21 protein-coding genes are annotated in these 25,488 nt (G+C 71.4%); 16 read left to right on the plus strand and 5 right to left on the minus strand.

Annotated features, from left to right (window positions below; genetic code table 11):
• Positions 1–7 precede the first annotated feature (7 nt).
• The 6 genes from BOQ63_RS09260 to BOQ63_RS09285 all read left to right on the plus strand — a co-directional run bounded on the left by BOQ63_RS09260 (position 8) and on the right by BOQ63_RS09285 (position 7,152).
• The gene (locus BOQ63_RS09260) at positions 8–1,054 is read left to right on the plus strand and encodes a class I SAM-dependent methyltransferase (protein ID WP_030289710.1); all 1,047 of its coding nucleotides are present in this window, start codon (positions 8–10) and stop codon (positions 1,052–1,054) included.
• A complete protein-coding gene (locus tag BOQ63_RS09265) occupies positions 1,054–2,076 on the plus strand; it encodes a pyridoxal phosphate-dependent aminotransferase (RefSeq protein WP_046386243.1) in 1,023 nt (340 codons plus the stop codon). Before BOQ63_RS09260 ends, BOQ63_RS09265 begins: the two co-directional genes overlap by 1 nt.
• A gap of 54 nt (positions 2,077–2,130) precedes the next feature.
• Positions 2,131–3,438: an MFS transporter gene (locus BOQ63_RS09270; RefSeq protein WP_072654031.1), complete on the plus strand. Its 1,308-nt coding sequence runs from the start codon at positions 2,131–2,133 to the stop codon at positions 3,436–3,438.
• A 158-nt stretch (positions 3,439–3,596) separates the two neighbouring features.
• Positions 3,597–4,715 (plus strand): 4-hydroxyphenylpyruvate dioxygenase, encoded by a 1,119-nt coding sequence (gene hppD, locus BOQ63_RS09275; RefSeq protein WP_046386242.1) that lies wholly within the window; start codon positions 3,597–3,599, stop codon positions 4,713–4,715.
• Complete coding sequence (locus BOQ63_RS09280; RefSeq protein WP_072654032.1) at positions 4,712–5,842, plus strand: alpha-hydroxy acid oxidase; 1,131 nt, start codon at positions 4,712–4,714, stop codon at positions 5,840–5,842. Before hppD ends, BOQ63_RS09280 begins: the two co-directional genes overlap by 4 nt.
• A complete protein-coding gene (locus BOQ63_RS09285; RefSeq protein WP_435820423.1) occupies positions 5,839–7,152 on the plus strand; it encodes an aminotransferase-like domain-containing protein in 1,314 nt (437 codons plus the stop codon). Before BOQ63_RS09280 ends, BOQ63_RS09285 begins: the two co-directional genes overlap by 4 nt.
• Positions 7,153–7,208: 56 nt before the next feature.
• Here the strand turns inward: BOQ63_RS09285 and BOQ63_RS09290 are convergent, their stop codons facing one another.
• The gene (locus tag BOQ63_RS09290; RefSeq protein ID WP_030554253.1) at positions 7,209–8,060 is read right to left on the minus strand and encodes a PhzF family phenazine biosynthesis protein; all 852 of its coding nucleotides are present in this window, start codon (positions 8,058–8,060) and stop codon (positions 7,209–7,211) included.
• Positions 8,061–8,107: 47 nt separating this feature from the next.
• Positions 8,108–9,202, minus strand: coding sequence for a DUF5937 family protein (locus tag BOQ63_RS09295; RefSeq protein ID WP_030289717.1), 1,095 nt, complete (start codon positions 9,200–9,202; stop codon positions 8,108–8,110).
• A 179-nt stretch (positions 9,203–9,381) separates the two neighbouring features.
• Here BOQ63_RS09295 and BOQ63_RS09300 point away from each other — a divergent pair, with 179 nt between their 5' ends.
• The 6 genes from BOQ63_RS09300 to BOQ63_RS09325 all read left to right on the plus strand — a co-directional run bounded on the left by BOQ63_RS09300 (position 9,382) and on the right by BOQ63_RS09325 (position 14,891).
• A complete protein-coding gene (locus BOQ63_RS09300) occupies positions 9,382–10,662 on the plus strand; it encodes an MFS transporter (RefSeq protein WP_198429365.1) in 1,281 nt (426 codons plus the stop codon).
• 32 nt (positions 10,663–10,694) lie between these two features.
• A complete protein-coding gene (locus BOQ63_RS09305) occupies positions 10,695–11,258 on the plus strand; it encodes a hypothetical protein (RefSeq protein WP_030289719.1) in 564 nt (187 codons plus the stop codon).
• A gap of 260 nt (positions 11,259–11,518) precedes the next feature.
• A complete protein-coding gene (locus BOQ63_RS09310; protein ID WP_030289720.1) occupies positions 11,519–12,322 on the plus strand; it encodes an MBL fold metallo-hydrolase in 804 nt (267 codons plus the stop codon).
• A 7-nt stretch (positions 12,323–12,329) separates the two neighbouring features.
• Positions 12,330–12,761: a nuclear transport factor 2 family protein gene (locus BOQ63_RS09315; RefSeq protein ID WP_370863272.1), complete on the plus strand. Its 432-nt coding sequence runs from the start codon at positions 12,330–12,332 to the stop codon at positions 12,759–12,761.
• A 200-nt stretch (positions 12,762–12,961) separates the two neighbouring features.
• Positions 12,962–14,236 carry an NAD(P)/FAD-dependent oxidoreductase gene (locus tag BOQ63_RS09320; protein ID WP_072654034.1) on the plus strand — a complete coding sequence of 425 codons (1,275 nt, stop codon included), beginning with the start codon at positions 12,962–12,964 and terminating at the stop codon, positions 14,234–14,236.
• A 532-nt stretch (positions 14,237–14,768) separates the two neighbouring features.
• Positions 14,769–14,891 (plus strand): hypothetical protein, encoded by a 123-nt coding sequence (locus BOQ63_RS09325; protein ID WP_318299355.1) that lies wholly within the window; start codon positions 14,769–14,771, stop codon positions 14,889–14,891.
• A gap of 172 nt (positions 14,892–15,063) precedes the next feature.
• On the opposite strand, the gene aspS is transcribed toward BOQ63_RS09325, so the two are convergent.
• Entirely contained in the window at positions 15,064–16,374 is a 1,311-nt protein-coding gene (gene aspS / locus BOQ63_RS09330) for an aspartate--tRNA(Asn) ligase (RefSeq protein ID WP_072654035.1), read from the minus strand.
• A 1,532-nt stretch (positions 16,375–17,906) separates the two neighbouring features.
• Here aspS and BOQ63_RS09335 point away from each other — a divergent pair.
• Positions 17,907–18,830 (plus strand): 3-hydroxyacyl-CoA dehydrogenase NAD-binding domain-containing protein, encoded by a 924-nt coding sequence (locus BOQ63_RS09335; protein WP_454131374.1) that lies wholly within the window; start codon positions 17,907–17,909, stop codon positions 18,828–18,830.
• Between the two features lie 47 nt (positions 18,831–18,877).
• A complete protein-coding gene (locus BOQ63_RS09340) occupies positions 18,878–20,380 on the plus strand; it encodes a long-chain-fatty-acid--CoA ligase (RefSeq protein WP_072654037.1) in 1,503 nt (500 codons plus the stop codon).
• Positions 20,381–20,530: 150 nt separating this feature from the next.
• Here BOQ63_RS09340 and BOQ63_RS09345 read toward each other — a convergent pair whose 3' ends face one another.
• On the minus strand, positions 20,531–20,920 hold the full coding sequence (locus tag BOQ63_RS09345; protein WP_072654038.1) for a DUF302 domain-containing protein: 390 nt from the start codon (positions 20,918–20,920) through the stop codon (positions 20,531–20,533).
• 266 nt (positions 20,921–21,186) lie between these two features.
• A complete protein-coding gene (locus BOQ63_RS09350; RefSeq protein WP_072654039.1) occupies positions 21,187–22,449 on the minus strand; it encodes a PucR family transcriptional regulator in 1,263 nt (420 codons plus the stop codon).
• A gap of 299 nt (positions 22,450–22,748) precedes the next feature.
• On the opposite strand from BOQ63_RS09350, the gene BOQ63_RS09355 reads away from it, so the two are divergent.
• Both BOQ63_RS09355 and BOQ63_RS09360 read left to right on the plus strand, forming a co-directional pair.
• Positions 22,749–24,035, plus strand: coding sequence for an acyl-CoA dehydrogenase family protein (locus BOQ63_RS09355; protein WP_079183537.1), 1,287 nt, complete (start codon positions 22,749–22,751; stop codon positions 24,033–24,035).
• Positions 24,036–24,230: 195 nt separating this feature from the next.
• Positions 24,231–25,451: a CaiB/BaiF CoA transferase family protein gene (locus tag BOQ63_RS09360; protein WP_072654040.1), complete on the plus strand. Its 1,221-nt coding sequence runs from the start codon at positions 24,231–24,233 to the stop codon at positions 25,449–25,451.
• The last annotated feature ends 37 nt before the right edge of the window (positions 25,452–25,488 follow it).

Genomic DNA, 25,488 nt, shown 5'->3' on the forward strand with positions numbered 1-25,488 from the left:
ACCACCGATGCAGACTGCCGTCATCCCCGACTCCTGGCGCGGCGTCACCCCGGCGCCGATCTCGTCGACCGACGCCTACAACGGCTTCATCGCCGCCAACGTGATCTTCGCGCTGGACCGGATCGGCGTGCTGGAGCAGATCGGCCGCGGCGAGCCGCTCTCGGCCGCCGCGCTCACCGCCGGGTCCGGTGACACCGCGCGCACCGAGGCCGTGCTGCGCGCCGCCGCCGACTACGGCTACCTCAAGGCCGACGGCGCCGGCTTCCTGCCCACCGAGGCGGGCATCGAGATCGCCTCCGCCCGCGGCTACTTCACCTGGGCCGTCGGCGGCTACCACGACGTGTTCGGCCGCGCCGGGCACCTGAGCACCGGCTCGCACCGCTACAACGAGGACGTGTACCGCGACGAGGCGATGGTCGCCCTCGGCTCCGCCCAGTGCGACCAGTCGCTGTTCGCCGCGCAGTTGACCGACGTGCTCTCCGGCATCGACTTCCGCACCATCGCCGACCTGGGCAGCGGCACCTCCGCCCGGGTGCGCCGGGTGGTCTCGCAGCGCGAGGGCTCCCGCGGCCTGGGCATCGACATCAGCCGCCCGGCCACCGAGATCGCCCGTGCCGACATCGCCGCGGCCGGAATGCAGGACCGGGTCACCGCCGTCCGGGCCGACGTGCTGGGCCTGCTCGGCACCCAGATCGACAACGACGCCGAGGCCGCCGAGGTGGCCGAGGTCGACACCGTGATGAGCTTCTTCCTGCTGCACGACCTGCTGGCCGACCCGACCACCCGCTCCTCGATCTTCACCCGGATGCGCGAGGCCTTCCCGAAGGCCCACACCTTCGTGCTCGGCGACACCATGCTGCGCGGCCCGGGCGAGTCGCAGAGCGCGATGCCCGTCTTCTCGGTCGGCTTCGAGCTGGCGCACGCGATGATGGGCGTGCCGCTGCACACCAAGGAGACCTACGAGCGGCTGTTCGCCGACGCCGGACTGCGGATCGACCGCGTCGAGGCGCTCGCCACCCCGCACTCCTGGCTCTACGTCCTGCAGGCCGACTGATGGCCGGCGACTCCGGCGCCAGACACCTGCTGGCCCAGAACGAGCACCCGTACCCGCCGCTGCCCTCAGTCCTGACCGCCCTGGCCGGCGCCGCCTCCGACCTGAACCGCTACCCGGACCTGCGCCCGGAGCGCTTCGCCGGGCTGATCGCCGACTGGCAGTCCGTCCCGGCCGCCCAGGTCGTGGTCGGCCACGGCTCGGCGGGCGTGGCGCTGGACCTCTTCCACTCCGTCGTCCGCCCCGGCGACAACGTGGTGCACTCCGCGCCCTGCTTCGACGCCTACCCGCTGTTCTGCCGGATCGCCGGGGCCGAGGCCCGGGCCGTGCCGCTCGGCCCGGACGCCCGGCACGACCTGGCCGCGATGGCCGGGCAGTTGGACGAGCGCACCCGGATCGTCGTGCTGTGCAACCCGCACAACCCGACCGGCACGGTCTACTCCTGGGCGGAGCTGACCGACTTCCTCCGCCGGGTGCCGGCCACCGCGCTGGTCCTGCTGGACGAGGCGTACATCGACTTCGCCCGGGGCTGGGAGGCCCCGGACGTGCCGGCCCGGATCGCCGAGTGGCCGAACCTGGTGGTGCTGCGCACCCTGTCCAAGTCGCACGGCCTGGCCGCGCTGCGGATCGGCTACGCCGTCGCCGAGGAGGCCGTGGCGCAGCGCGTACGGGACCACCAGGTGCCGTACGCGGTGAACCGGCTCCAGGAGGCGGGCCTGCTGGCCGCCGTCGCGGCCCAGGAGGAGGTGGACCGGCGCATCGCCGAGATCGCCGGGGAACGGGAGCGGCTGCGGGCCGAACTGCTCGCCCTGGGCCGGTCGGTGCCGCCGAGCCTGACCAACTTCCTCTGGGTGTCCGCCCCCGGCGACGAGACGCCGGTCAGGCGGGAACTGGAGCGGCTCGGCGTGGCCGTCCGCTTCTACCCGGGCCAGGGCATCCGGATCGCCGTCGGTGAGAAGGACGCCAACGACGCCGTGATCGAAGGTTTCACCCGCGCCCACCGGGCCGTCGCCCCGCCCCGCTAGCGTCGCCCGGCCGTCCAGCACCAACCACCAGACCGCAGCAACTAAGGACAGGACATGCACCCACTTCTGGCGCGGCCGGAATTCCGGCTCTACATCGCGGGACAGACGCTGTCCGTCCTCGGGGACAGCGCCCTCTTCATCGCCCTCGGCATCTGGGCGAAGGTCCTGACGGGGAGCAGTTCGGCGGCCGGTCTGGTGATGTTCTGCTACGCCGTCCCGATGCTGCTGCTGCCGCTCGGCGGCCTGGTCGCCGACCGGGTCCGCCGCCGGCCGCTGCTGGTCACGGTCAACCTCGTGCTGGCGGTGGCGGTTTCGCCGCTGCTGCTGGTCGACGGCCGCGGCCATCTGTGGATCATCTACGTCACCGCGGTGCTCTACGGGCTGGCCGGTGCCGTCCTCACCCCGGCCCAGAGCGCCATGCTGCGAAGCATTCTGACAGAGCGTCAGGACTTCGGCGCGGCCGTCGGGTTCACCCAGACCATGCGCGCGGGTACCACCCTGGTGGCGCCGCTGGTCGGCTCCGGCCTGTACGGGTGGCTCGGCGGCCGGGCCGTCGCCCTGGTCGACATCGGCATCCTGGTCGCGGCGGCGCTGGCCTTCCTGGCGCTGCGGGTGAACGAGCCGACGCCGGAACCGTCCGGCCGGCGCTGGCGCACCGAGGTGCTGGCAGGCTTCCAGCACCTGCGCACCACCGCCTCGCTGCTGCCGCTGCTGATCGCCACCACCGCCACCGCCACCGTGCTCAGCTTCCTCCAGCCGGTGCTGTTCTCGCTGATCCAGGGCGGGCTGCACCGCTCGCCGCAGTTCCTGGGCGTACTGGAGACGGTGGAGGGGATCGGGGCGCTGGGCGGCTCGGTGCTGGGCGGCGTCCTGATCGGCAAGCTCGGCCCCCGGCGGACCGTCATGCTCGGCTCGGCCGTCTTCGGGCTCGGCGCCGTCCTGCTGCTGGTGCCCTCGGTCTGGGTGGTGTCGGCCGGCCTGCTGATCGCCGGGGCCGGCATGCCGGCCGGGGTGGTCGGCCTGGCCACCGCCGCCCAGTCCCTCACCCCGCCACAGCTGATGGGCCGCACCCAAGCGGCCGTCAACCTCTCGCTCACCGCCCCGCAGGCGCTCGCCATCGGCGTCGGCGCCGGGCTGGTGGCGGCGCTGGACTTCCGGACGGTGCTCGCCGCCATGGTGGTCGGCGCCCTCCTGTCGGCCGTCTTCCTGCTCGGCAAGCCCGATGCCGTCATCGAGGACGACGAGGACGAGGACGAGGAGGAGCCGGCCGTCCGGCCGACCGGGGAACTGACCGCGGATCCTGCCGAGGACCCGGCGGAGGAGCCCACCGAGGTGCCCGCCGAGTCCGCCCCGCGACCCTAGTCCTTGCGCCCTTGCGGCCCTGCGCCCTTCCGCCCTTCGCCCTTTCGCCCCCCGCCGTTTCGCACCACGCCACCGGCCCACTCCGGCGGCGGCCCTGCCGCACCGCACCGCCGCCCGGGGTGGGCCTCCGCGCACTCCTCACGAGAGAGCCTCCTCAGATGCCCGACCGTTCCTCTCCCGACACCGCCCCGCTTCCCCTGGAACTCCAGCTGGACCACGTCGAGTTCTACGTCGCCGACCTCGCCGCCGAACTCACCCGGCTGACCACCGAGTACGGCTTCGACCTGCTCGTCCCGCCCACCGAGCGCGGTGGGACCGCCGAGCGCTGCGTCTCGGCCCTGGTCGGGCAGGCCGCCGTCCGGCTGCTGCTCACCCAGCCGCTGGCCGCCGGGCACCCGGCCACCGACTACCTGGCCCGGCACGACGACGGCGTGGCCGCGCTGGCCCTGCGGGTGCCGGACGCCACCGCCGCCTACCGGACGCTGACCGGCCGGGGCGCCGACGGGCTGCGCCCCCCGCAGGCCGTGGACGGCTGCGTCACCGCCGTGGTCGGCGCCTTCGGCGACGTGGTGCACACCCTGATCGAGCGCGGCCCGGACGTCCCCGCCGACCGGATACCCGGCCTGCCCGACGCCGCGCCGGCCGACCAGGGGCCGACCCTCGACGCCGACGCGGTGGGCCTGCGCTCGGTCGACCACTTCGCGGTCTGCGTCCCCTCCGGAGAACTGCGCGAGACCGTCCGCCGCTACTGCGAGGTCTTCGACTTCCGGATGATCTTCGAGGAGCGGATCGAGGTCGGCGCGCTCGGCATGGACTCGATGGTGGTGCAGAGCCCCGACCACAGCGTCACGCTCACCCTGATCGAGCCGCTCACCCCGGACGCCGGCGGCCAGATCGCCTCCTTCCTCGCCGACCACGGCGGCGCCGGGGTGCAGCACGTGGCCTTCTCCTCCCAGGACGCCGTCCACTCCGTCGCCACCATGGCCGCGCGCGGCGTGCCCTTCCTGCGCACCCCGGCCGCCTACTTCGACGCCCTGCCCGCCCGGCTGACCCCGCTGCGGCACTCCCTCGACCAGCTGCGCGAGCTCAACCTGCTGGTCGACCAGGACCACGACGGCCAGCTGTTCCAGATCTTCACCCGCTCCCGGCACCCGCGCGGCACCTTCTTCTTCGAGGTGATCGAGCGCATCCGGGCCCGCAACTTCGGCAGCAACAACATCCGCGCCCTCTACGAGGCCGTCGAACTCCAGCGCAACGCCAGCGAAGTCGCGGGATGAGCGCGCCGACCGCCACCGACCGCCGGCCGCCGCTCTCGGTGGCCGAGTTCGCCGGCCCCGCCCGCTCCGCCCTGTCGCCCGAGGTCTGGGACTGGCTGGCCGGCGGCGCCGAGCAGGAGCACACCCTCGCCGCCAACCGGGCGGCCTTCGACCGGCTGGCCGTGGTGCCCCGGGTGCTGGCCGACGTGTCCGCCTGCGACACCACCGCGACCCTGGTGCGCAGCCGGTCGGCCCTGCCGGTCGCCGTGGCGCCGGTCGCCTACCACCGGCTCTTCCATCCTGAGGGCGAGCTGGCCTCGGCCCGGGCGGCGGCCGCGGCGGGAGTGCCGTTCACCGTCGGCACGCTCAGCAGCGTCGGCTTCGAGGAGCTGGCGGCGACGGGTGCCACACTCTGGTTCCAGCTGTACTGGCTTCGCGACCGGGGCCGCCTGCTCGATCTGGTCGCGGCGGCCGCGGCGGCGGGCAGCGAGTGCCTGGTGGTCACCGCCGACGTGCCGTACATGGGCCGTCGGCTGCGGGACGCCCGCAACGCCTTCGCCCTCCCCGGGGACGTCCGCGCGGCGCTGCTGGAGGGCGGCGCCGCCGGGCGGGCGCACCGGGCGGGTGCCGAGGTCTCCGCGGTGGCCGCGCACACCGCCGAGCTGCTCTCCCCCGCCGTCACCTGGGCGGACCTCGCCTGGCTGCGCGAGCGGACCGAACTGCCGCTGGTGGTCAAGGGGTTGCTCGATCCGGCGGACGCCCTGCGGGCCGCCGAGCTGGGCGCCGAGGCCGTGGTGGTGTCCAACCACGGCGGCCGCCAGCTCGACCGGGCGGTACCCTCGCTGACGGCGCTACCCGCCGTCGCCGAGGCGCTGGCCGGCCGGGACTGCCAGGTGCTGCTGGACAGCGGGGTGCGCGGCGGCTCCGACGTGCTGACCGCACTGGCGCTCGGGGCGTCCGGGGTGCTGCTCGGGCGTCCGCTGATCTGGGGCCTGGCGGCCGGCGGCGAGCCGGGCTGCGCCCGGGTGCTGGAGCTGCTGGCCGCCGAACTGCGGCACGCGCTCGGCCTGGCCGGCTGCGCCGACCTGGGCGCCGCCGCCGAGCTGCGCACCACCCCGATGCCCTGTCCCGCCTGGAGTGCCCCGTGACCCTCGTCGCCCCACCTCACCAACTACTGCTCGCCGAACTGCACGCGTCCCTCGCCGACCCGGCGATGACCTCGATGAACCTGCTCAACGAGATCTCCATCCGCTACCCGGAGGCGGTCTCCTTCGCGGCCGGCCGCCCGGCGGAGCAGTTCTTCGAACTGGACGCCGTCCACCGCCACCTGGACCGCTACGTCGACCACCTGCGCACCGAGCGCGGCCTCTCCGAGGAGGCGGCCCGGCGTCAGGTACTCCAGTACGGCCGGACCAAGGGCATCATCCACGAGCTGATCGCCGCCCACCTCGCGGTGGACGAGGGCATCGAGGTGCCCGCCGAGTCGGTCGTGGTGACGGTCGGCTGCCAGGAGGGGATGTTCCTGGTGCTGCGGGCGCTGCGCCGCGGCCCCGAGGACGTGGTGCTGGCCGTCTCGCCGACGTACGTCGGGCTGACCGGCGCCGCCCTGCTGGCCGACCTGCCGGTGCGGCCGGTGGCCGACGGCCCGGACGGGCTGGATCTCGCCGACCTGCGCCGCCAGATCGCCGCCGCCCGGGCCGAGGGGCTGCGCCCGCGCGCGCTCTACCTGGTCCCGGACGTGGCCAACCCGAGCGGCGCCAGTCTGCCGCTGGAGCTGCGCCGGGAGCTGCTGGCGCTGGCCGCCGAGGAGGACTTCCTGGTCCTGGAGGACAACCCGTACTGCGTCTTCGCGGGCGAGGAACGGCTGCCCTCGCTCAAGGCCCTGGACACCGGGCGGCGGGTGGTCCACCTCGGGTCCTTCGCCAAGACGGCCCTGCCGGGCGCCCGGGTCGGGTACGTGGTGGCGGACCAGCTGGTGGCGGACGGCGCGGGCGGCACCGTGCTGCTGGCCGACCTGCTCGGCATGGTCAAGAGCATGACCACGGTGAACACCTCGCCGATCGCCCAGGCCGTGATCGGCGGGGCGCTGCTCGAGCACGGCCTCAGCCTGCGGGCCGCCAACGCCGAGGTGGCCGCGCTCTACCGGCGCAACCTCGCGCTGGTGCTGGACGGGCTGGCCCGGCGCTTCCCGCCCGGCGGCGGGGTGAGCTGGAACGAGCCGCGCGGCGGGTTCTTCCTGGTGCTCACCGTGCCCTGCACGGTGGACGACGCGCTGCTGGAACTCTCCGCCTCCCGGTACGGGGTGATCTGGACGCCGATGTCCCACTTCTACCCGGGCGAGGGCGGGGAGCGGCAGCTGCGGCTGTCCGTCAGCCAGGTCGACCCGGCCACCGTCGACCGGGGGCTGGACGGCCTGGCCGCCCTGCTCGCCGACCGGTCCCGAGCCGCCCGGTCCTGAGCTGCCCGGTCTGAACTCCGGCGGGCGGGGGGCGGCCCCGCCCGCCGGATCGGGTGCTACGGGATCGCCACCGCCGTACCGGAGACCCGCACCCGGGAGTCCTCGGCGCGCAGTTCGACCCGCAGGACGCCCGGGCGGCCGAGGTCCTCGCCCTGGTGCAGCGTCAGCACCGTCGGCGCCGTCACCGCGCCCAGCTCGCGCAGGTACGCGCCGAAGGCGGCCGCGGCGGCGCCGGTGGCCGGGTCCTCGACCACACCGCCGACCGGGAACGGGTCGCGGACGTGGAAGACCTCGGCGGCCTCGCGCCAGACCAGTTGCAGGGTGACCAGGTCACGGGCGCGCATGAAGGCGGCCAGGCCGTCGAAGTCGTAGTCCAGCCGGGCCAGTCGGGCCCGGGTGCCCGCGGCGAGGACCAGGTGCCGGGCACCGGCGTAGCCGATCCGCGGCGGGAACGCCGGGTCCAGGTCGGCGGCCGCCCAGCCGAGCAGTGCGAGCGCCTCCTCGACGTCCGCGGCCGGCACCTCCTCGACCTTCGGCTCGACGCTGGTCAGCGTCGCCCGCAAGCCGTCGGCACCTCGCTCGACCTCGACCGGGACGTCACCGGCGGCGGTGCTGAACACGAACCGCCCGGGGCCGATCCGGTCGGCGAGCGCGACGGCGGAGGCCACCGTCGCGTGCCCGCAGAACGGCACCTCGGTGAGCGGGCTGAAGTACCGCACGCGGTACGTGTCCCGGGCGTCCCCCGGGGTCAGGAACGCGGTCTCGGAGTACCCGACCTCGGCGGCGACGGCGAGCATCCGCTCCTCCGTCAGGCCGGTGGCGTCGAGCACCACGCCCGCCGGATTGCCGCCCTCGGGGCGGATCGCGAAGGCGGCGTAGCGAAGGATCTCAGGAGCGTCGTCGGTCATGACCGGACGAACGTCCCGCCGGTGATCACTGTTCCCGGCGGCCCGCGTCAACGCAGCACCGCCTCCAGGAAGTCCGAGCCCAGTCGGGCACTGCCGGCCAGGTCCAGCTGGTAGAGCATGTACCGCCCGCGCCGCTCGGTGATCAGCAGCCCGGCCCTGCGCAGCACGGCCAGGTGGCGGGACACCTCGGGCGCGCTGAGCTGCCAGGCGGTGGCGAGTTCGCCGGTGGTGTGCGGGCCCCGGGCGATGGTGCGGGCCAGCCGCAGCCGGATCGGGTGGGCGAGCGCCTCCAGCCGCTGCTGGACCAGGGCGAGCGAGACCGGCTCTGGCAGTCCGGCCTCGGCGACGGGGTACTGCAGCACCGGCCGCCAGCCCTGGGCGTACACCGCCAGCAGGTGGGGGCGGCCGAAGACGGTGGGGATGAAGGTGACGCCGCCCCGGTCGGCGGCGCTGGCGGTGCTGTCCTGCAGCTTGTCGATGACGATCCGCCGCCGCCCGTCGCGCTCGTCCAGGGAGACCGAGGGGGACATCGCGGCGACCGCCTCGGCGAGGCCGCGGCGGGCGAGCAGGTCGGCCTTGCGCCGGGCATCGGCCGCGAGGTCGGGCAGGACGCGCTGCCAGGCGTCGGCGAAGAACGCGGACTGGCAGTCCTCCAGCAACTGCCGCACCAGGGCCCGCACCGCGGGCGGATCGGCGAGCAGCCGCTCCGCGAAGGCGGCCTGCCGGGGGCCCCGGGCGAGGGCGAGGTCGCGGGCGCGCTCATTGGCGACCGGGTCGGTGAGCGGGGAGGCCAGCCGGTAGGGGAACCGGGAGGCGCCGCAGGTGGTGATCAGGGCGGAGGCGACGTACCGCTCGTCGTCGAGCCGGTCGACGGCGTCGAGTTCCTCGGCGAGGGTGGTGCCGGGCAGGCCGGGGACGAGGAAGTCGGCGCGCGAGGAGCGCCACAGGAAGTCGGCCTCCAACAGCCGCTCGGCGAGTTCCGGCGGGATCGCGGCGGTCGTACTGGCCGCCCAGCCGTGCAGCGCCGGGTGGTGCGCGGGCTCGGAGAGCACGTGCAGCACGGCGTTCAGCTCGGCCAGCGGGGACGGGCTGAAGAGCAGGCGCTCCTCGGGCAAACCGGTGATGTCTATCGTCACGCTCATGCGCCCACCTCGCTGCGCTCGGCAGGGGCACTCGCCCACCCGCACCTCTCGACGGTTCGCTCGCTTCGCTCACTCACGACAACCGATCCTGCCACCCTCTCCCACCTGCCCTTCCGTCGATTGACGCCAATCGTCAATCGACGGGACACCGGCCCCCACCCGGGCGGACCGTACCGGCCATGAGTGTGACCCAGGAGAAGTCCGTCCATGACCACGCCGCCGTCCGCACCGGCGAGCCGGCCGCCCCGCCGATCGGTACCGGCCGCAACGGCCCGTCCGCCCTGCTGAGCCTGCTGACCGCCGCGGGTGGCCCCCGGTACGCAGCGGCGCTCGCCGTCGACGCGGTGGGCGGCGGCATGCTGCGCCCGTTCCTGCTGCTGTACGGCGTCGGGGTGCTGCACCTGCACGCCGGATCGGTCGGCCTGGCGCTGTCCGCCGGGATGGTCGCGGGCCTGCTGGTGGTGCCGCTGACCGGCCGTTGGATCGACAGCGGCGCCCGCACCCTGCCCGCCGCCGTCACCCTGGTGCTCCGGTCGGCCGGCGCGCTGACCCTCCTGACGGCCGACGGGCTGGTGCTGTTCACCGCGGCGGCGGTGCTGTTCGGCATCGGCAGCCAGTCCTGGCCGACCACCCACGCCGCCGTGGTGAGCACCCTGACCGAGGGCCGGCTGCGGGACGCCGCACTCGCGGCCGGCAAGTCGGTGCGCAACGCGGGCCTGGGCGCGGGCGCGCTGCTGGCCACCGTCGCGGTCGCCGGCGGCACGGACTCGATCCGGCTGCTGGCCGGGGTGACGGGCGTGGCCTGCCTGGTCGCCGCCGCCCTGGTCGGTTCGCTGCGGGTCCGGGCGCCGCAGAAGGCCGCCGAGCGAGCCGGGGCCGCCGTGGCGCCGGGCGAGCCGCTGCGCCGGATCACCGTGCTGAGCCTGGCCAATCTGCCGTACGCGTTCTGCTTCGACGTGCTGGAGGTGGCGCTGCCCGCGCTGCTGGTGCTGCACCTGCACACCTCCGCGGCCTGGTCCTCGGGCGTGTTCGTGGGCAACACCGTGCTGGTGATCGTGCTGCAGCTGGCCGTCGTGCTCCGGCTGGCGAAGCGCTCGCGGCGGGCCGTGCTGGCGGCCGCGGGGGCCGTGCTGAGCGTCTCCTACCTGGGCTTCTGGGCAGCAGGCACATTGGGCGGCACCTCGGGGGCGGCGGGCGTCGCGGCAGTGGCCGTGCTGTACACGCTGGGCGAGATCCTCTACACCGGTTCGGGCACGGCCCTGGTCGCGGCCTCCGCTCCGCCGCACCTGCTCGGGCGGGCGCTGGCCCGGTGGGAGCTGTCCTCGGGGGTCGGCCGGGCGGCGGCGCCGGCGGTGCTGACGGCGCTGCTGGCCTCCGGCCCCGGGCTGCTCTGGGGGGCGCTCGCGCTGACCACGGCGGTCGGGGCGCTGGCGGTGCTGCGGCTGGGGCCGACGGAGTAGGGCGTGTTCGACGGGATGGGATGATCATCGGCATGGCCCTGACCCCGTACCAGCAGCAGCTGCACGACCGAGTCGTCGCCGCGACCGAGGTGGTCCCCCCGCCGGCGCCCTGGCGGCCGGTCCGCGGCGGACTGATCCCGGTCGGCGGGCTGACGGGCATCGGCTTCGCCGTCCACCCCGAGACCGGGCACGACCTCGTGCTGACGGTCTCCAGCACCGGGCACGGCCTGTTCGACGCGGTGACGGGCGAGAAGCTGGAGCGCGACTACGACCCGGAGGAGGACCCGGACGGCCCGGACCTCTCCTGCCCCGGCATCGGCCCGGTCGCCGACGTCCGGATCCCGGTGGCCGGCCTGTGGGGCGGCGGCCTCCACACCGACGCGGCCGGCGGCTGGGGCGTCGAGGTGATCTCCCCGGAGTGGCCGCACCACCGCGTCCTGCTCACCTCCGGCCCCTGGACCGGCGAGCACGGCCAGGCCTGGCACCACGTCTTCCACGTCTGCTGGTCCGAGTTCCGCGCCGCCGGCTTCTCCCCCACCGGCCGCACCCTCGCCGTGGCCACCAGCAGCGACCTCACCCTCTGGACCCGGCACTGACGCCGCTCAACACCGGTGGCCGGGTCCGCGATGCGGACGGGGTGTCGTCCGAGCCCGCGGCGGTGTGCACCCGATCGGCTGCACACGGCGTGCCGCCGCGGGCCGGGGCTCCGGATGCGGACCGGGCCGCCAGCGCCGATGCTGGCGACGAGGCGTGCCCGGCCAGAGGAAGGACCACTAGGAATGAGCGAACGCAGTGAGCGAGTCGGCACAAGGTGCGGGTTGCGCGAAGCGCCTGCCGAGCGAAGCGAGGTGGGCGCATGAGCGCTCTCGACTTCGAGATCATCGACGCTCCCGACAGCTCGCTCAACAAGACCGCCGTCCTGGTCAGCGGCCCGAACAACGCCCTCCTGGTGGACGCCGGGTTCACCCGTTCCGACGGGCGCCGGCTGGTCGAGCGGGTGCGTGCCACCGGCAAGGAGCTGACCACCGTGTTCGTCAGCCACGGCGACCCGGACTTCTACTTCGGAGCCCAGGAGGTCCAGGACGCCTTCCCCCGGGCCCGCTTCCTGGCCACCGCCTCGACCGTGGAGCACATCCAGGAGACCTTCGAGGAGAAGCTGCGGGCCTGGGCGCACCTGGGCCCCGAGCTGCCCACCCGGCTGGTGCGACCCGAGGTGCTGCCCGGGGACGAACTCGTCTTCGAGGGCCACCGGTTCGAGCTGCGCGGCGCCGACTTCCACCTGCCCGACCGGCACTACCTGTGGCAGCACCACCACCGCGCGGTGCTCGGCGGGGTGCTGCTCTTCGAGGGTCTGCACGTGTGGACGGCCGACACCCCGACCGCCGCCCAACGGGCCGCCTGGATCGATCTGTTGGACGGCATGGAGGCGCTCCACCCGACCTGGGTGGCGGCCGGTCACCGGGTCGCCGACGCCCCCACCGACCTGAACGCCATCGACCACACCCGCGCCTACCTGCGCGCCTTCGAGACCGAACTGGGCCGCAGCGCCGACGCGGCCGCCGCCAAGGAGGCGCTGGAGCGGCGCTTCCCCGAGCTGGGTCTGCGGATCGCGGTCGACATCGGCACCAAGGTCGCCAAGGGCGAGATGGCGTGGGGGTGAGCAACCGGTGATCGAGATCCCCCGGGACGTGGCCGGCTTCGCCGAGTCCCCCGCCCCCGCGGACGTGGTGCGCCGCCAGTACCTGGCCTCCGCCCGCGGCGACCTGGCCGCGCTGCGCAGCACCCTCGCCGAGGACGTCGAGTGGACCGAGATGGCCGGTTTCCCGCTGGCCGGCACGTACCGCACCCCGAAGGGCGTCATCGCCCACGTCATGGAGCGACTGGCCGCCGAGTGGGACCACTGGACGGCGCACGACGACACCTATGTGGTGGACGGCGAGAACGTGGTGGTGCTGGGCCGCTACACGGCCGTGCACAGGGACACCGGAAAGCCGCTCTCGGTCCGGGTCGCCCACCACTTCACGGTGCGCGGCGGCCGGATCGTCCGGTTCGAGCAGTTCACCGACACCGCGCTGGTAAGGGACGCGACGACGGGGTGACGCCCGGGTGATCCGGAGCGCCCGCGGTCGCGCCGTTCACCCGAACGGGTCAGCGCGGCGCGGCGCGCCCGGCGCGGTCTCGACAGACCACCCGGACGGCGGCAGGCTGGCCCCGGATCTTCAACGCAGCGCAATCCACGCAGCGCAATCAACGCAACGCGATCAACGGAGCGCGATCCACGGAGCGCAAGGAGTCGGGAATGGCGGACAGCGAGCGGCCGATCGTGATCGTCGGGGCGTCCCTGGGCGGGGCCAAGGCGGCCGAGGCACTGCGCGAGGCCGGATACCGGGGCGGCATCGTCCTGATCGGCGAGGAGCACGAGCGCCCGTACGAGCGGCCGCCGCTGTCCAAGGGCTACCTGACGGGCAAGGACGACCGGGAGAAGATCTACGTCCACCCGCCGCAGTGGTACGCCGAGCACGACATCACCCTGCGCCTCGGCACGGCGGTGGCCGCGATCGACCCGGCCGCCCGCACCGTGACCCTGGCGGACGACGGCCAGGTGGGCTACCACAAGCTGCTGCTGACCACCGGCTCGGAGCCGCGCCGGCTGCCGGTGCCCGGCGCGGAGCAGGACGGCGTGCTCTACCTGCGCCGGGTCGACGACAGCGACCGGATCAAGGCCGCGCTGCGCCCGGGCGCCCGGATCGCGGTGATCGGCGCCGGCTGGATCGGCCTGGAGGTGGCGGCCGCGGCCCGTACGGTGGGCGCCGAGGTCACCGTCCTGGAGGCGCTGGAGCTGCCGCTGCTGCGGGTGCTCGGCCGGGAGGTCGCCCAGGTCTTCGCCGACCTGCACCGCGACCACGGCGTGGACCTGCGCTTCGGCGTCCAGGTGACCGAACTGACCGGCGCCGACGGCAAGGTGAGCGGCGTGAAGCTCGGCGACGGCAGCGAGGTGGCGGCCGACGCGGTGGTGGTCGGCATCGGCATCTCCCCCGCCACCGCGCTGGCCGAGGCCGCCGGGCTGGAGGTCGACAACGGCATCAGGACCGACCAGCACCTGCGCACCTCGGACCCGGACGTGTACGCGGCCGGGGACGTCGCCAACGCCCACCACCCGCTGTTCGACCGGCACATCCGGGTCGAGCACTGGGCCAACGCCCTCAACCAGCCGCAGACCGCCGCCCGCGCGATGCTCGGGCAGCCGGACGCGGTGTACGACCGGGTCCCGTACTTCTTCACCGATGCCGAGTGGACACCCCGGCAGCCTAACGAGCCGGTGGCGTCGCGGGACAAGCTGAGCATGGAATACCTCGGCTACGTCGAGCCTGACGGCTACGACCGGGTCGTGTTCCGAGGGGACGTGAAGGCCAACGAGTTCATCGCGTTCTGGCTCAAGGACGGCCGGGTCCTCGCCGGTATGAACATGAACATCTGGGACGTCACCGACCCGATCCGCGAACTGATCGTCTCCAAGCGCGTGGTGGACGCCGACCGCCTGGCGAACCCGAACATCGCCCTCGGCGACGTCTGAGACATAGCAGGAGCCCTGGCCAGCGAGCAGCCAACCGACCCTCGCTGCGGGCCGCGCGAACGGGACCGGTTCGGTGGCCAGGGCTCCCTCCGGTGGGCGTACAACCCTCGCCGAGGAGGGAGAAGCCGTGTCGCGCGACCCATCCAACCACTTGACCCCCAGTCGCCCACGCATAGCCATCGCTGCACGTCAGCCGGTAGACAGCCCGCGCGGTTCGTTCACCGAAAGGCACCTCAGACACGGCGGGGAAGGACGGGTGGTCCCCGGCAAGTCCCCACCGATACCCCTTCCACTGCGGCCCCTCAGCTACCTTCGGTGGGCAACCGCATATAAAGAAACAGCTGCCCGCCACAGGGGGCGAGCGCTGGTCGTGCCGCTCGGCGACCGCGTACGTGTCCGCTGACGGCCACATGCGGCGCTGCCCCTACAGCCAGGCGTCCGTCAGCGTCCACGCGCCCCGTGCCGAGATCAGACAGCTCCTGACCGCTCCGGCGCATTCACCATCCTCGGGGACGACGACTGGCAGGTGCGCATGGACCGTACCGCCGCCTTCCGCGCTGCCCCTCTCGAAGAGATCGTCACCTGGCCGTTCCGACTGGTGCACTTCAATCTCAGTCGCTTCTACGACTCCCTCCTGAGCGGCTTTCAGGAGTGAGTCATGGTTCCCTGGCGCACCCACCTGTCTGCCCGGGGCTTCACCTGGCAGCGACTGGCACCCATCCTGTTCCTGTCCACCAAGGGTGCATGACCTGCGCAATGTCCGCTACTGAGACGGCGTCCCACGGCACGGGATCCTGCCCGTGCCGTGGGACGCCACCATAACCGGGTTACGGGGTAAGCCGGTTCGGCCCGCGGAACAAGAACGTCGCCTCCCGAATCGAGGCCAGGCCAAGCATGACCATCAGCACCCGGCCCAGGCCCATGCCGAGGCCCCCGTGCGGCGGGCACCCATACCGGAACGCGTTCAGGTAGTCCTGCATCGGCTCCGTGCTCATGCCCTTGTCGGCGGCCTGTTTGAGTAGCACGTCGTGCCGGTGCTCGCGCTGTGCGCCGGTGGTGATCTCCAGGCCCTTCCACAGCAGGTCGAAGCTCAAGGTCACGCTCGGGTCGTCGGCGGGCCGCATGTGGTAGAAGGGCCGGATGCCGACCGGGTAGTGCGTGATGAAGACGAACTCGTGCCCGGTGGCCTCCTTGATGTGGGCCGAGATGCCCCGCTCGCCCTCCGGGTCCAGGTCTTCCTTGGCCCTTTCCGGGTCCCAGCCGCCCTTGCGCAGGATCTCCTGCGCCTCGGCCATGGTGATGCGGGGAAAGGGCGTCGTGGGCACGGTGACCTGGACCCCGAAGTGCTCGGCGATCGCCTCGCCGTGCAGGTCGGCGACCTTGGCGATCGCGTGAGCGAGCATCTGCTCCTCGAACGCCATCACATCCTCGACCCCGTCGATCCAGGCCAGCTCCACGTCGACGCCGGTGAACTCGGTGGCGTGCCGGGAGGTGAACGACGGTTCGGCGCGGAAGACCGGCCCGATCTCGAAGACCTTCTCGACGCCGGCCGCGATCGCCATCTGCTTGAAGAACTGCGGCGACTGCGCCAGGTAGGCGCTGCGACCGAAGTAGCCGAGCTTGAAGACCTCCGCGCCGGACTCCGAAGCGGTGCCCATCAGCTTGGGGGTGTGCATCTCGGTGGCACCCTGCGCGTAGGCGTACTCGCGCATGCCCTGCTCCAGGGTGGTCTGCACGGCGAACAACAGCTGAGTGGCGGGCCGGCGGCGCACGTCCAGAAAGCGCCAGTCCAACCGCTGCTCCAGGCCGGTGTGGTCGTCGATCGGCAGCGGCGTGGCGGCCGGGTTCAGGACCTCGACCGACTCGGGAACGATCTCCAGGCCGCCGAGCTTGACCTGGGCCGCGTCGACGACGCGGCCGGTGATCCGCACGGCGGACTCGGGCGCGAGGGCTTCGAGCTGGGCCTCCAGCGGCCCGTCGTCACGGGTGTGGGTCACCTGCACCATGCCGGTGTTGTCCCGCACGATGACGAACTGCATCTTGCGCTGCAGGCGGAGGGTGTTCACCCACCCGCAGACGGAAACGGTATGGCCGACGTGTTCTCGCAGGTCGGAGACATGTACGCGGCTGTGGATCATTGCGGTCATCCGAAGGACATCGTCATGATCCCTTGGGAGTGCGGGCGAGAAGGGCAACTCGCGGTACCACCGCACTTTCGCCCCCACGAAAGTGGCGGCCTCATTTCGGCCCGGTGACGGGGGCCGGCCGGCGGGGCATTGGACCACCAGACGGGGTCGTTCCTCCCCGCGCTCAGGAGGGTCTTCACCTCGGGGCGCGAGACCGCCTTCCCAGCTTCCGGCGGCTCTCTCTGCTCGCGTGATCCCTGGCTACTCGTCTCCATCAACGCGTTCCCAGCAGGATACGGAGCGTATGGCAGCGATTGCAATCAAGAAACTCATTTGGATGAGAGACCTGGCGCTCTACTCCTTCGCCAACACCCTCGCGAACGCCGCTCCCCCATAGGCGTTGGTCAAGCAGCCCTCTGGTGATGCGGCATCCAGCCAGCTCGGACGGGGGCCTCCTGCCAGCCATCGTGCGGGCCGGCCCCATGGCGAATGCCACCGGTCCTGGCCTTTTCCGCCACCGCGATGAAGACCATGAAGCCGCGCCGATCCGAGCACGCCGGTCGGCCTGAGCGCCCATCGGCCACTGTCCCCACCGGACATCTGGGGAATTGCGTGACGTTTGCCCTGGGGAATTACGTGCCCGTCCACATCAGGCGGTTCAACCCGACCAACAAGGAAAAGACCTTCTCCATATGCCGCTTCACCCGCCCGCCGTGAGCGGTGCACGCGCCAGGGTGAACAGGCCCCCGGGCGTCTGTACCACCCGACCAGCGGCAGCGGCCTTCTTCAAGCGATGGCGCACCCGCTCGACATTGCGTGCCGTCCCCCTCCAGTCCCAGTCCCTCCAACACCCGACGGCACCGCACCGGGCCCGCATGGCCTGCGAGCACCGCGAGCACCGCGAGCACCCGCTCGGTGAACTCCGCGGCTGCGTCCCCCGCTTGTGCCAGCCCGCCGACGGACTCGACACGCGGGGCGGGGACCCGAGACCGGGCGGATACGGCCGGAGCGTGCACCGCTGGCAGTCCGCCGACCACCTGACACGCCGTGGCCAGCCGGGCCAACTCCTCCTCACACTCGCAACATCTCCGCAATCTGCTCGGCCTCCCCGCGCAGCCGCTCCGCTTCCCCGCGGCACGCCGCCTCACGCTCCCGCGGCAGCAGCAGAAGAAGAAGGGCCTCTTCGCAGCCCACCCAGGCCGTCTCTCCACGCCAGCCGATCGACCAGTTACCGCAACGAGAGGACCGCCCCGACGGACACGCCGACAGCAGCACCGTTCAAGAAGAAACGCATCCCGTGGCAAACGGCCCGCCGGCGGCCCCGAGATGCACCGGGTGGGCAAGCGCCGCACCCTGGAACGGAGGCACGCGAGTCCGGCCCGGGCCGCCGATCGCGAAGGCCTCGCACGAGTGGTCACGCGGCAGGTCGTACGGCTGCACGAGGGGGCAACAGGTCGATGCGCGCCCCGGCCGCATGCACCGGCTCCACGGGAAGGATCATCACAGTGTCAGTGAGCTCCGAGCCTCTCAGCCCGTACCGTCGTGTGACAGTCGTCGGATCCGGTGTCATCGGGACATCCTGGGCCGGGCTGTTCCTCGCCCGGGGCCTGGAGGTCACCGTCAACGACCCCGTCCCCGACGCTGAGGAGCGGGTCCGCGTCGGTCTGGAGGAGATTCTCCCCACCTTAGAAGGCCTGGGCCTGCCTACCGCCGGCCTCACCGACAGGCTGCGCTTCGAGGCCGAACTGGCCGCGGCCGTCGCCGACGCCGACGTCGTCCAGGAGAACGGTCCCGAGCGGCTTGACCTCAAGCAGCAGATCTGGACGACCATCGAGCAGTCTGCTCCCGACCACTGCCTGCTCGCGACATCCACCTCCGGTATCCCGGCCACTGACATCGCCCAGGCCATGCGCCACCCCGAGCGGCTGGTGGTCGGCCATCCATTCAACCCCCCGCACCTTCTGCCTCTGGTGGAGGTCGTGCCAGGCGAGCGGACATCTGCCGAGACCGTCCAGCGCGCACGCGACTTCTATACCGCCATGGGCAAGAAGCCGCAGGTGCTCCGCAAGGAGGTGCCCGGGTTCGTCGCCAACCGCCTTCAAGCGGCGCTCTTCCGTGAGTGCGTGCACCTGGTCGTCGAGGGGGTCGTCACCGAGAGTGAGCTGGACGAGATCGTCACCTCCTCCATCGGTCTGCGATGGGCGGTGGGCGGCCCGTTCCGAACCTTCCACCTCGGAGGGGGTTCCGGCGGACTGCCCCAGTTCCTCCAGCATCTGGGCCCCGCTCTGGAAGGCCTCTGGCAGCGGCTGGGCAGCGCCTCACTCGACGCGCGTACCGTCGAACTGCTTGTCCGTCAGGCTCAGGAAGCCTTCGGAGACCGCTCGGTCGACGCCCTCGCCGCCGAGCGCGACCGCGCTCAGATCGCTGTGTTGAAGGCCCTCGGCGAGTCCCCCACGGCAGGCGCCTGAGGCCGCGTGGCTGGCGAAGGCCAATATGCTCCAAGGGTGGATCTGCCATGAATCTCGCGTCGAACCTTGCACGCAGCGCCCGCACTTACACGGATCGCGCCGCGCTGCGTTTGGGGGACGACACCGTCTCGTATCGCACGCTCGACCAGGACAGCGCCCACATGGCCGGGCTGCTCCACGACCGCGGTGTGAAACCCGGCGACCGAGTCGCGATCATGCTGCCCAACACCCCGGAGTTCGCCATCGCCTACTTCGGTGTGCTCCGGGTCGGCGGCGTCGTCGTTCCGATGAACCCCCTGCTCAAGTCCCGGGAAGTTGCCTATTACCTCGGCGACTCAGGTGCCCGGCTGTTGTTCGCCGGGCGGGCCGTCGCCGACGAGGCGCGAACCGGCGCGCAGCAGGCCGAGGCCGACGCGATCGTCGTCGATCCCGGCGGATTCGACGAGCTGCTCGCGTCCGGCCCACCCGCCGAGGACGTGCTCGACCGGCACGAGGACGACACCGCGGTGATCCTCTACACGTCGGGGACGACCGGTCAGCCGAAGGGTGCCGAACTGACCCACGCCAATCTCACCCGCAACTGCGAAATCGTGGCCACCGAAGTGCTTGAGCTCACCGCCGACGACGTGATGTTCGGTGGGCTGCCACTGTTCCACGCGTTCGGGCAGACCTGCACGCTCAACGCCGTCGTCGCCTCCGGTGCGTGCCTGACGCTGCTGCCGCGCTTCGACGCCGGGCAGGCGCTGCGGATCCTCGCCGTGCACGGAGTGACGGTCTTCGCCGGGGTGCCGACCATCTTCAGCAGGCTGTTGCAGCCGCCGGACCGGGATGCCTACGACGTCTCCCGGCTACGTCTGGCCATCTGCGGCGGCGCGGCGATGCCGGTCCAGGTGCTGCGCGCCTTCGAGGCCGCGTTCGCCTGTGTCGTGCTCGAAGGGTACGGGCTGTCGGAGACCTCGCCGGTCGCCTCGTTCAGCCACCTGGATGCCCCACGCAAGCCCGGCTCGATCGGCACCCCGATCCAAAGCGTCCAGATGCGGGTGGTCGACAACAGCGGCGATGAGGTGTCCCTCGGCGAAACCGGCGAGATCGTGATCCGCGGGCACAACGTGATGAAGGGGTACTGGCGGCGCCCCGAGGCCACCGCCGCCGCGATGCGGGGCGGCTGGTTCCACACCGGCGACCTCGGCCGGGTCGACCAGGACGGGTACTTCTGGATCATCGGCCGGGAGAAGGATGTGATCATTCGAGGCGGGTACAACGTGTACCCGCGGGAGATCGAGAACGTGCTGTACGAGCATCCGGCAGTAGCCGATGCCGCAGTCATCGGCCTGCCCAATCCTGATCTCGGTGAGGAGGTCGGCGCGGCGGTCGTCCTCAGGCCGGGCGCCACCACCACGGCCGAGGAACTGCGTGATTACGTCAAGCGCCAGGTCGCCGCGTACAAGTATCCGCGGAAGGTATGGATCGTGGATACGCTGCCGAAAGGGGCCACCGGCAAGATCCTCAAGCGGGAAATCGTCCCGCCGGCCGAGCCGGGCAAGCGATGAGGGGACTTCACTGGGATGGGTCGATCTGGCCGAGCGACCGAGCCGGTGGTGTTCTTGAACTTCCACCTGTGACGGCGCGCCGGAGAGGAGCTGCGCGCTGTGCTCATCACGTCGTTCCTCGGGCCATCCAAGGTGAGGCTGTCAGCGGAATCACTCGTGCAGGGCGTCGAGCGCGCTACGAAGGCGGGCCGCCGCCTCGTCCGTGACGGGCGTCAGCGCGGTCTGGTCACTGATCTGCACCATGAGCTCGGGGTCCATGGCCTCCACCACGGTCCCGCCGGCGGCGGATCGCACCACCACGTTGCACGGCAGCAACAGGCCGATCCGACGGTCGACGCCCAGAGCGCGGTACGCGAGCTGGGGGTTACAGGCACCGAGGATCAGGTAGTCCTCGATCTCCTCGCCGAGCTTGGCCTTCAGCGTCGCCCCTATGTCGATCTCGGTCAGGATGCCGAATCCCTCCTCGGTCAATGCGGCGCGCACGCGTTGGACCGCGTCGGCGAACGGGAGATCGAGCCAGACGCTGATTCCGTAGTCCATGGTCGCCTCCGATGCTGGTGGACGCCTTTCCATCGTGCGCCCGCTACGGTCCACTGTCGTGGCAGGTCGGCCCTCACCCGGAGACCGAACGGCCCTGGGGCGAGACGTCGATCTTCCTGTCCTTGGCACCCGCACGCAGACCCGCTCGCCTCGGGCACCCGGGCGGAGAAGGTGCCACCGTCGCCGGGGAATTGTGGTGACCGTCGACAGGGCCTGCGCATCGCCGGCACGGGCTGCTGCTATGCCCTGCGGGTCGTCGTACTCCTTTACGAAGGGCTCGCACGAAGGAGGGAGGAGCCGAGGTGCTGACAGGCGAGCAGAGCGACCTCCAGGTCGGCGCGGCGTTCGTGGACCGGCCGCCCCATGGCTTCCTCCGCTTTCCGGATGCGGTACTGGACGGTGTTCTTGTGCAGAATTTGGCGGCTGGCGGTGGCGGTGTGGCTGCAACCGGTGGCAAGGAAGATCTGCAAGGTCTCCCGGAGTCGCGCACAGTGCTCGTCGTCGATCGCCAAGTGGCCGAGAACGCTCCATACCCAGGCACGCATGTCGTCGATGTCCGTACACATCAATGCGACGGGACCGACGTGAGCGTATGCCGTGACGCGAGCGCCCGGACTCGCGACCATGGCCAGCTCCTGCGCACGCAGCGCCTGGCGATGCGTGCGACGGAAACCTTCGACACCAGGTTCCACGTCCCCCACGGCCGCCCGAGCAGTACGGTCGCCGTCCTCGACCGTACCCGACAGCAGATCCCATGAGACCTCGCTGCGCGAGCCGAAGGGCAGCCAGGACCAGGACAAGGTCTCGTCCCGGGCGACGAACAGCGGCTTCGTACAACACCTGAGTTCTTCGGCGATCCCGCTTGTGAGCCGGTCGAGCCGGTCGAGTGCTTCACCGCCATGAGTCCGCTCGGGCAGCCAGAGCACCATCCCGACGTGATGTTGACGCAGCCGGTAGCCGAGGGCTGATTCCGCCCAGTCGGCGTCCACCTGCTTTTCGGCGAGGATCTCTCGTACGCGTCCGGCGCGTACGGTGGTCTGGTTCAGCAGCCAACGGTCCCGTTCGAGCTGGTAGACCTCGATGACTCGTTCGCTGACACGGTCGATGTAGCCGAAGCTCGCCTCCAGCATGCGCCGGGTGGTCGCAGCGAAGACGTCCTCATCGGCGCATTGGCGGTGGAGCTCGTCAAGGCACCACTGCAGGAAACGGCAGTGCCCGATCCGGTAGGCCCTGATGAGTGCACTGATGGGAACATTGCGCTGCGCCAGTCGTCGTGCATAATCCAGTGCCGACGCAGGTCCCTCGACATTCTCCAGCGACATGTCGTTCTCAAAGAGATGCAGCATTGTGGCGATGTTTTCCTCGACACTCGATTTCAGAATGTTGAGGATTATCTGGTCGCCTCTTAGCTGCGGAATTTCGGCAATCAGAAGCTCCCACACATCTCGGCTGACTTCCGAGATGTGCGTCGCCACGTTCGTCGCCACAACCGACAGGTGCTTCGTGGCAACGGCGCTGCCCCCGGCCATGCCATCACCCTACAGCGGTGATGCGGACAGCCGCCATCCGGCGCTCCCGGGCCGGACCTAAGCAGTTCTTCTCGGCGCAGGCGTGCGCCAGAGCGGAACTGCGCAGGGCAGTGAGGCCTCCCCCTTCCCCACGCTTTTCCGTGCCCGGGTGGTCACCACGAGTGTATTGGGCCGTGGGCACAAATTCCTTCGGAAACCTCGTGTTCTGCGTCCGATGGCTTCCCTCCGGATCGTCCCTAGCGTCGTGCTCATGGGGAAGGGATTCGGATCCAGGTCCAGCAAGGAAGGAGCGTCGAGAAATGAACACGACGCGGCAGAATGCCGCCGATACGGCGCAAGGCACCACCACTGCTGCTGCCCGGGGCACGGACGGGAAGCCGGTGGTGGAGCCGCCCGTACTGGGTGGTCCCGAGCAGACGGATTACTACCTGCTGAACGAGCTGCTGACGGACGAGCAGCAGGCACTGCGCCGCCGGGTGCGTGACTTCATGGACCAGGAAGTCATCCCGATCATCAACCCCTACTGGGAGCGTGCGGAGTTCCCCCACGAACTGGTCCCCAAGTTGGCGCAGCTGGGTATCTCGGGGTTCCAGATCCTGGGCTACGGGTGTCCGGGGATGAGCAATGTGACGGCCGGTGTGGTGATCCTCGAGCTTGCCCGCGGTGACCTGAGCATCTCGACCTTCACCGGTGTGCACTCGGCGCTGGCCATGACATCGATCGCGCTGCTGGGGTCGGAGGAGCAGAAGCAACGTTTCCTGCCGTCGATGGCGCGCCTGGAGAAGATCGGCGCCTTCGGCCTGACCGAGCCCGCGCACGGTACGGACGTGGTCAAGCTGGAGACGACGGCGCGCCGGGACGGTGACTCCTATGTGCTCAACGGCCACAAGCGGTGGATCGGCAACGCCACGTTCGCCGACTACGTGATCATCTGGGCCCGTGGGGAGGACGGGCACGTCGGAGGTTATGTGGTGGAGAAGGGCACGCCGGGGTTCGATGCCCAGGCGATCACGGGCAAGACGGCTCTGCGGTGCGTGCAGAACGCGCAGATCTCCCTGAAGGACGTCCGGGTACCCGCCGAGAACCGGCTGGCCGAGGGCCACACCTTCCGCGACACCGAGAAGGTCCTGCTGGCCTCGCGATTCTGTGTGGCCTGGGAGTCCGTCGGCGCCGCGATCGCCGGCTACGAGACGGCCCTGGCCTACGCGAAGCAGCGGCACCAGTTCGGCATGCCGCTTGCCGCCTTCCAGCTCATCCAGTACAGGCTGGCGCGGATGCTGGCGGACATCACCGACATGGTGTGCATGCAGTACCGGCTCAGCCAGCTGATGGACGAGGGCAAGTTCTCGATGCCGCGGGTCGCGCTGGCCAAGATGCACTACACGGAACGCGCGCGGGCCATCCTCGCCGACGCCCGGGACATGCTCGGCGGCAACGGCATCCTGCTCGACTACCACGTGGCCCGGCATCTGTGCGACATCGAGGCCATCGACACCTACGAGGGCACCGACACGGTGCAGGCACTGATCGTCGGCCGCGACATCACCGGACTCAACGCCTTCGTGCCCGCGCCCCCCGGCCACTAGCACCCGTGCGCCGCGCACCCCTCGCCACACAGCGCCGAGCTCTCGGACGCCGGACCGGTCACGTCAGTACCGGTTTCGCCGCACTCGTCCCCCTGCCGTCCACCTCCATCGGCGGCCCGCACCAGGCAGCGCCGCAGACGAGACGGAGGTGGCCGCGACACCCAGCCGGGACACCCGGCGGAAGAGGAACCAGCCATGGAGAACACGCCCTTGCTGGAGGGACTGCACGTCGTCGATCTCGCCAGCTTCATCGCCGGACCGGCCGCAGCCACAGTGCTCGGTGACTTCGGTGCCGACGTCATCAAGGTCGAACCACCGCACACCGGCGACAGCTACCGTGCCCTCAGCCGAGTCCCCCCCAACCCCCACGTCGAAGGGGTCAACTACCCCTGGCAACTGGACAACCGCAACAAGCGCAGCATCGAGCTCAACCTGAAATCGCCCGGCGCCCGGCCCGTACTCGAGCGGCTGGTGCGGTGGGCCGACGTCCTGGTCACCAACTTCCCGCCCCACACCCGGGCCAAGCTCGGCCTGGAATACGACGATCTGGCCTCCCTCAATCCCCGGCTGATCTACGCCGACGTCACCGGCTTCGGCGAGCAAGGCCCCGATGCACACCTGCCCGGCTTTGACGTCACCGCATTCTGGGCACGCAGCGGCCTGATGGACCTCACCCGCCAACGCGGCGCACCCCCGACCATGAACGCGTTCGGCTCCGGCGACCACCCCACCGCGATCAGTCTGTTCGCCGGAATCATGACCGCCCTGTACCGGCGCGAGAAGACCGGCCAGGGCGCACGGGTCACCGCGTCCCTGATCGCCGAGGGCGCCTGGGCGGCCGGCATGTGGCTGCAGGCCGTCCTGCTCGGCGCGAAGAACCCCCGCCCCGTCGACCGCAGCGACCCGCCCAACGCCATGGCCAACACGTACCGCACTGCGGACGACCGCTGGATCCTGCTCGCCTTCGCCAACGAAGACAAGCAAGTCCCCCTCTTCCTCAAGGCCATCGGCCACCCCGAGGCCGCGGAGGACGTCCGCTTCCACGACACCACCAGCCGCCACGCGCACGCCGCCGTGATCGTCGACCTGCTGGACAAGACGTTCGCCACCCGTCCCCTGGCCGAATGGCGCGAGGCACTCGACGCCGTCGGCCTCACCTACGGAGTTGTCCAGACACTCGAGGAGTGCGCCCACGACCCCCAGCTCCTGGCCAACCGGGTCCTCGTGCCGATCGACGACGGCAGCAGCGAACCGCACTTGACCGTCAACAGCCCCGTACACCTGGACCAGGAGCAGAAGGTCCCCCCACGCCCGGCCCCAGACCTGGGTGAACACACCGAAGCGGTCCTCACAGAACTCGGTTTCGACGCCAACGACATCGAAACCCTGCGGACCGCCGAAGCGATCCCGCGCTAGCAGTGAACCGAGACTGGCTGCACCCGACACCACGCGA

This window comes from Streptomyces viridifaciens (genome assembly GCF_001888885.2).
Taxonomy (GTDB): Bacteria; Actinomycetota; Actinomycetes; order Streptomycetales; family Streptomycetaceae; genus Kitasatospora; species Kitasatospora aureofaciens.

Coding starts and splice junctions, on each gene's coding strand:
- BOQ63_RS09290 (WP_030554253.1), bottom strand. CDS start 8,060: ATGACCGACGACGCTCCTGAGATCCTTCGCTACGCCGCCTTCGCGATC.
- BOQ63_RS09310 (WP_030289720.1), top strand. CDS start 11,519: ATGAGCGCTCTCGACTTCGAGATCATCGACGCTCCCGACAGCTCGCTC.
- BOQ63_RS09350 (WP_072654039.1), bottom strand. CDS start 22,449: ATGGCCGGGGGCAGCGCCGTTGCCACGAAGCACCTGTCGGTTGTGGCG.
- BOQ63_RS09265 (WP_046386243.1), top strand. CDS start 1,054: ATGGCCGGCGACTCCGGCGCCAGACACCTGCTGGCCCAGAACGAGCAC.
- BOQ63_RS09355 (WP_079183537.1), top strand. CDS start 22,749: ATGAACACGACGCGGCAGAATGCCGCCGATACGGCGCAAGGCACCACC.
- BOQ63_RS09340 (WP_072654037.1), top strand. CDS start 18,878: ATGAATCTCGCGTCGAACCTTGCACGCAGCGCCCGCACTTACACGGAT.
- BOQ63_RS09320 (WP_072654034.1), top strand. CDS start 12,962: ATGGCGGACAGCGAGCGGCCGATCGTGATCGTCGGGGCGTCCCTGGGC.
- BOQ63_RS09295 (WP_030289717.1), bottom strand. CDS start 9,202: ATGAGCGTGACGATAGACATCACCGGTTTGCCCGAGGAGCGCCTGCTC.
- BOQ63_RS09345 (WP_072654038.1), bottom strand. CDS start 20,920: ATGGACTACGGAATCAGCGTCTGGCTCGATCTCCCGTTCGCCGACGCG.
- BOQ63_RS09325 (WP_318299355.1), top strand. CDS start 14,769: ATGGACCGTACCGCCGCCTTCCGCGCTGCCCCTCTCGAAGAGATCGTC.
- BOQ63_RS09260 (WP_030289710.1), top strand. CDS start 8: ATGCAGACTGCCGTCATCCCCGACTCCTGGCGCGGCGTCACCCCGGCG.
- hppD (WP_046386242.1), top strand. CDS start 3,597: ATGCCCGACCGTTCCTCTCCCGACACCGCCCCGCTTCCCCTGGAACTC.
- BOQ63_RS09270 (WP_072654031.1), top strand. CDS start 2,131: ATGCACCCACTTCTGGCGCGGCCGGAATTCCGGCTCTACATCGCGGGA.
- BOQ63_RS09305 (WP_030289719.1), top strand. CDS start 10,695: ATGGCCCTGACCCCGTACCAGCAGCAGCTGCACGACCGAGTCGTCGCC.
- BOQ63_RS09280 (WP_072654032.1), top strand. CDS start 4,712: ATGAGCGCGCCGACCGCCACCGACCGCCGGCCGCCGCTCTCGGTGGCC.
- BOQ63_RS09360 (WP_072654040.1), top strand. CDS start 24,231: ATGGAGAACACGCCCTTGCTGGAGGGACTGCACGTCGTCGATCTCGCC.
- BOQ63_RS09300 (WP_198429365.1), top strand. CDS start 9,382: ATGAGTGTGACCCAGGAGAAGTCCGTCCATGACCACGCCGCCGTCCGC.
- aspS (WP_072654035.1), bottom strand. CDS start 16,374: ATGATCCACAGCCGCGTACATGTCTCCGACCTGCGAGAACACGTCGGC.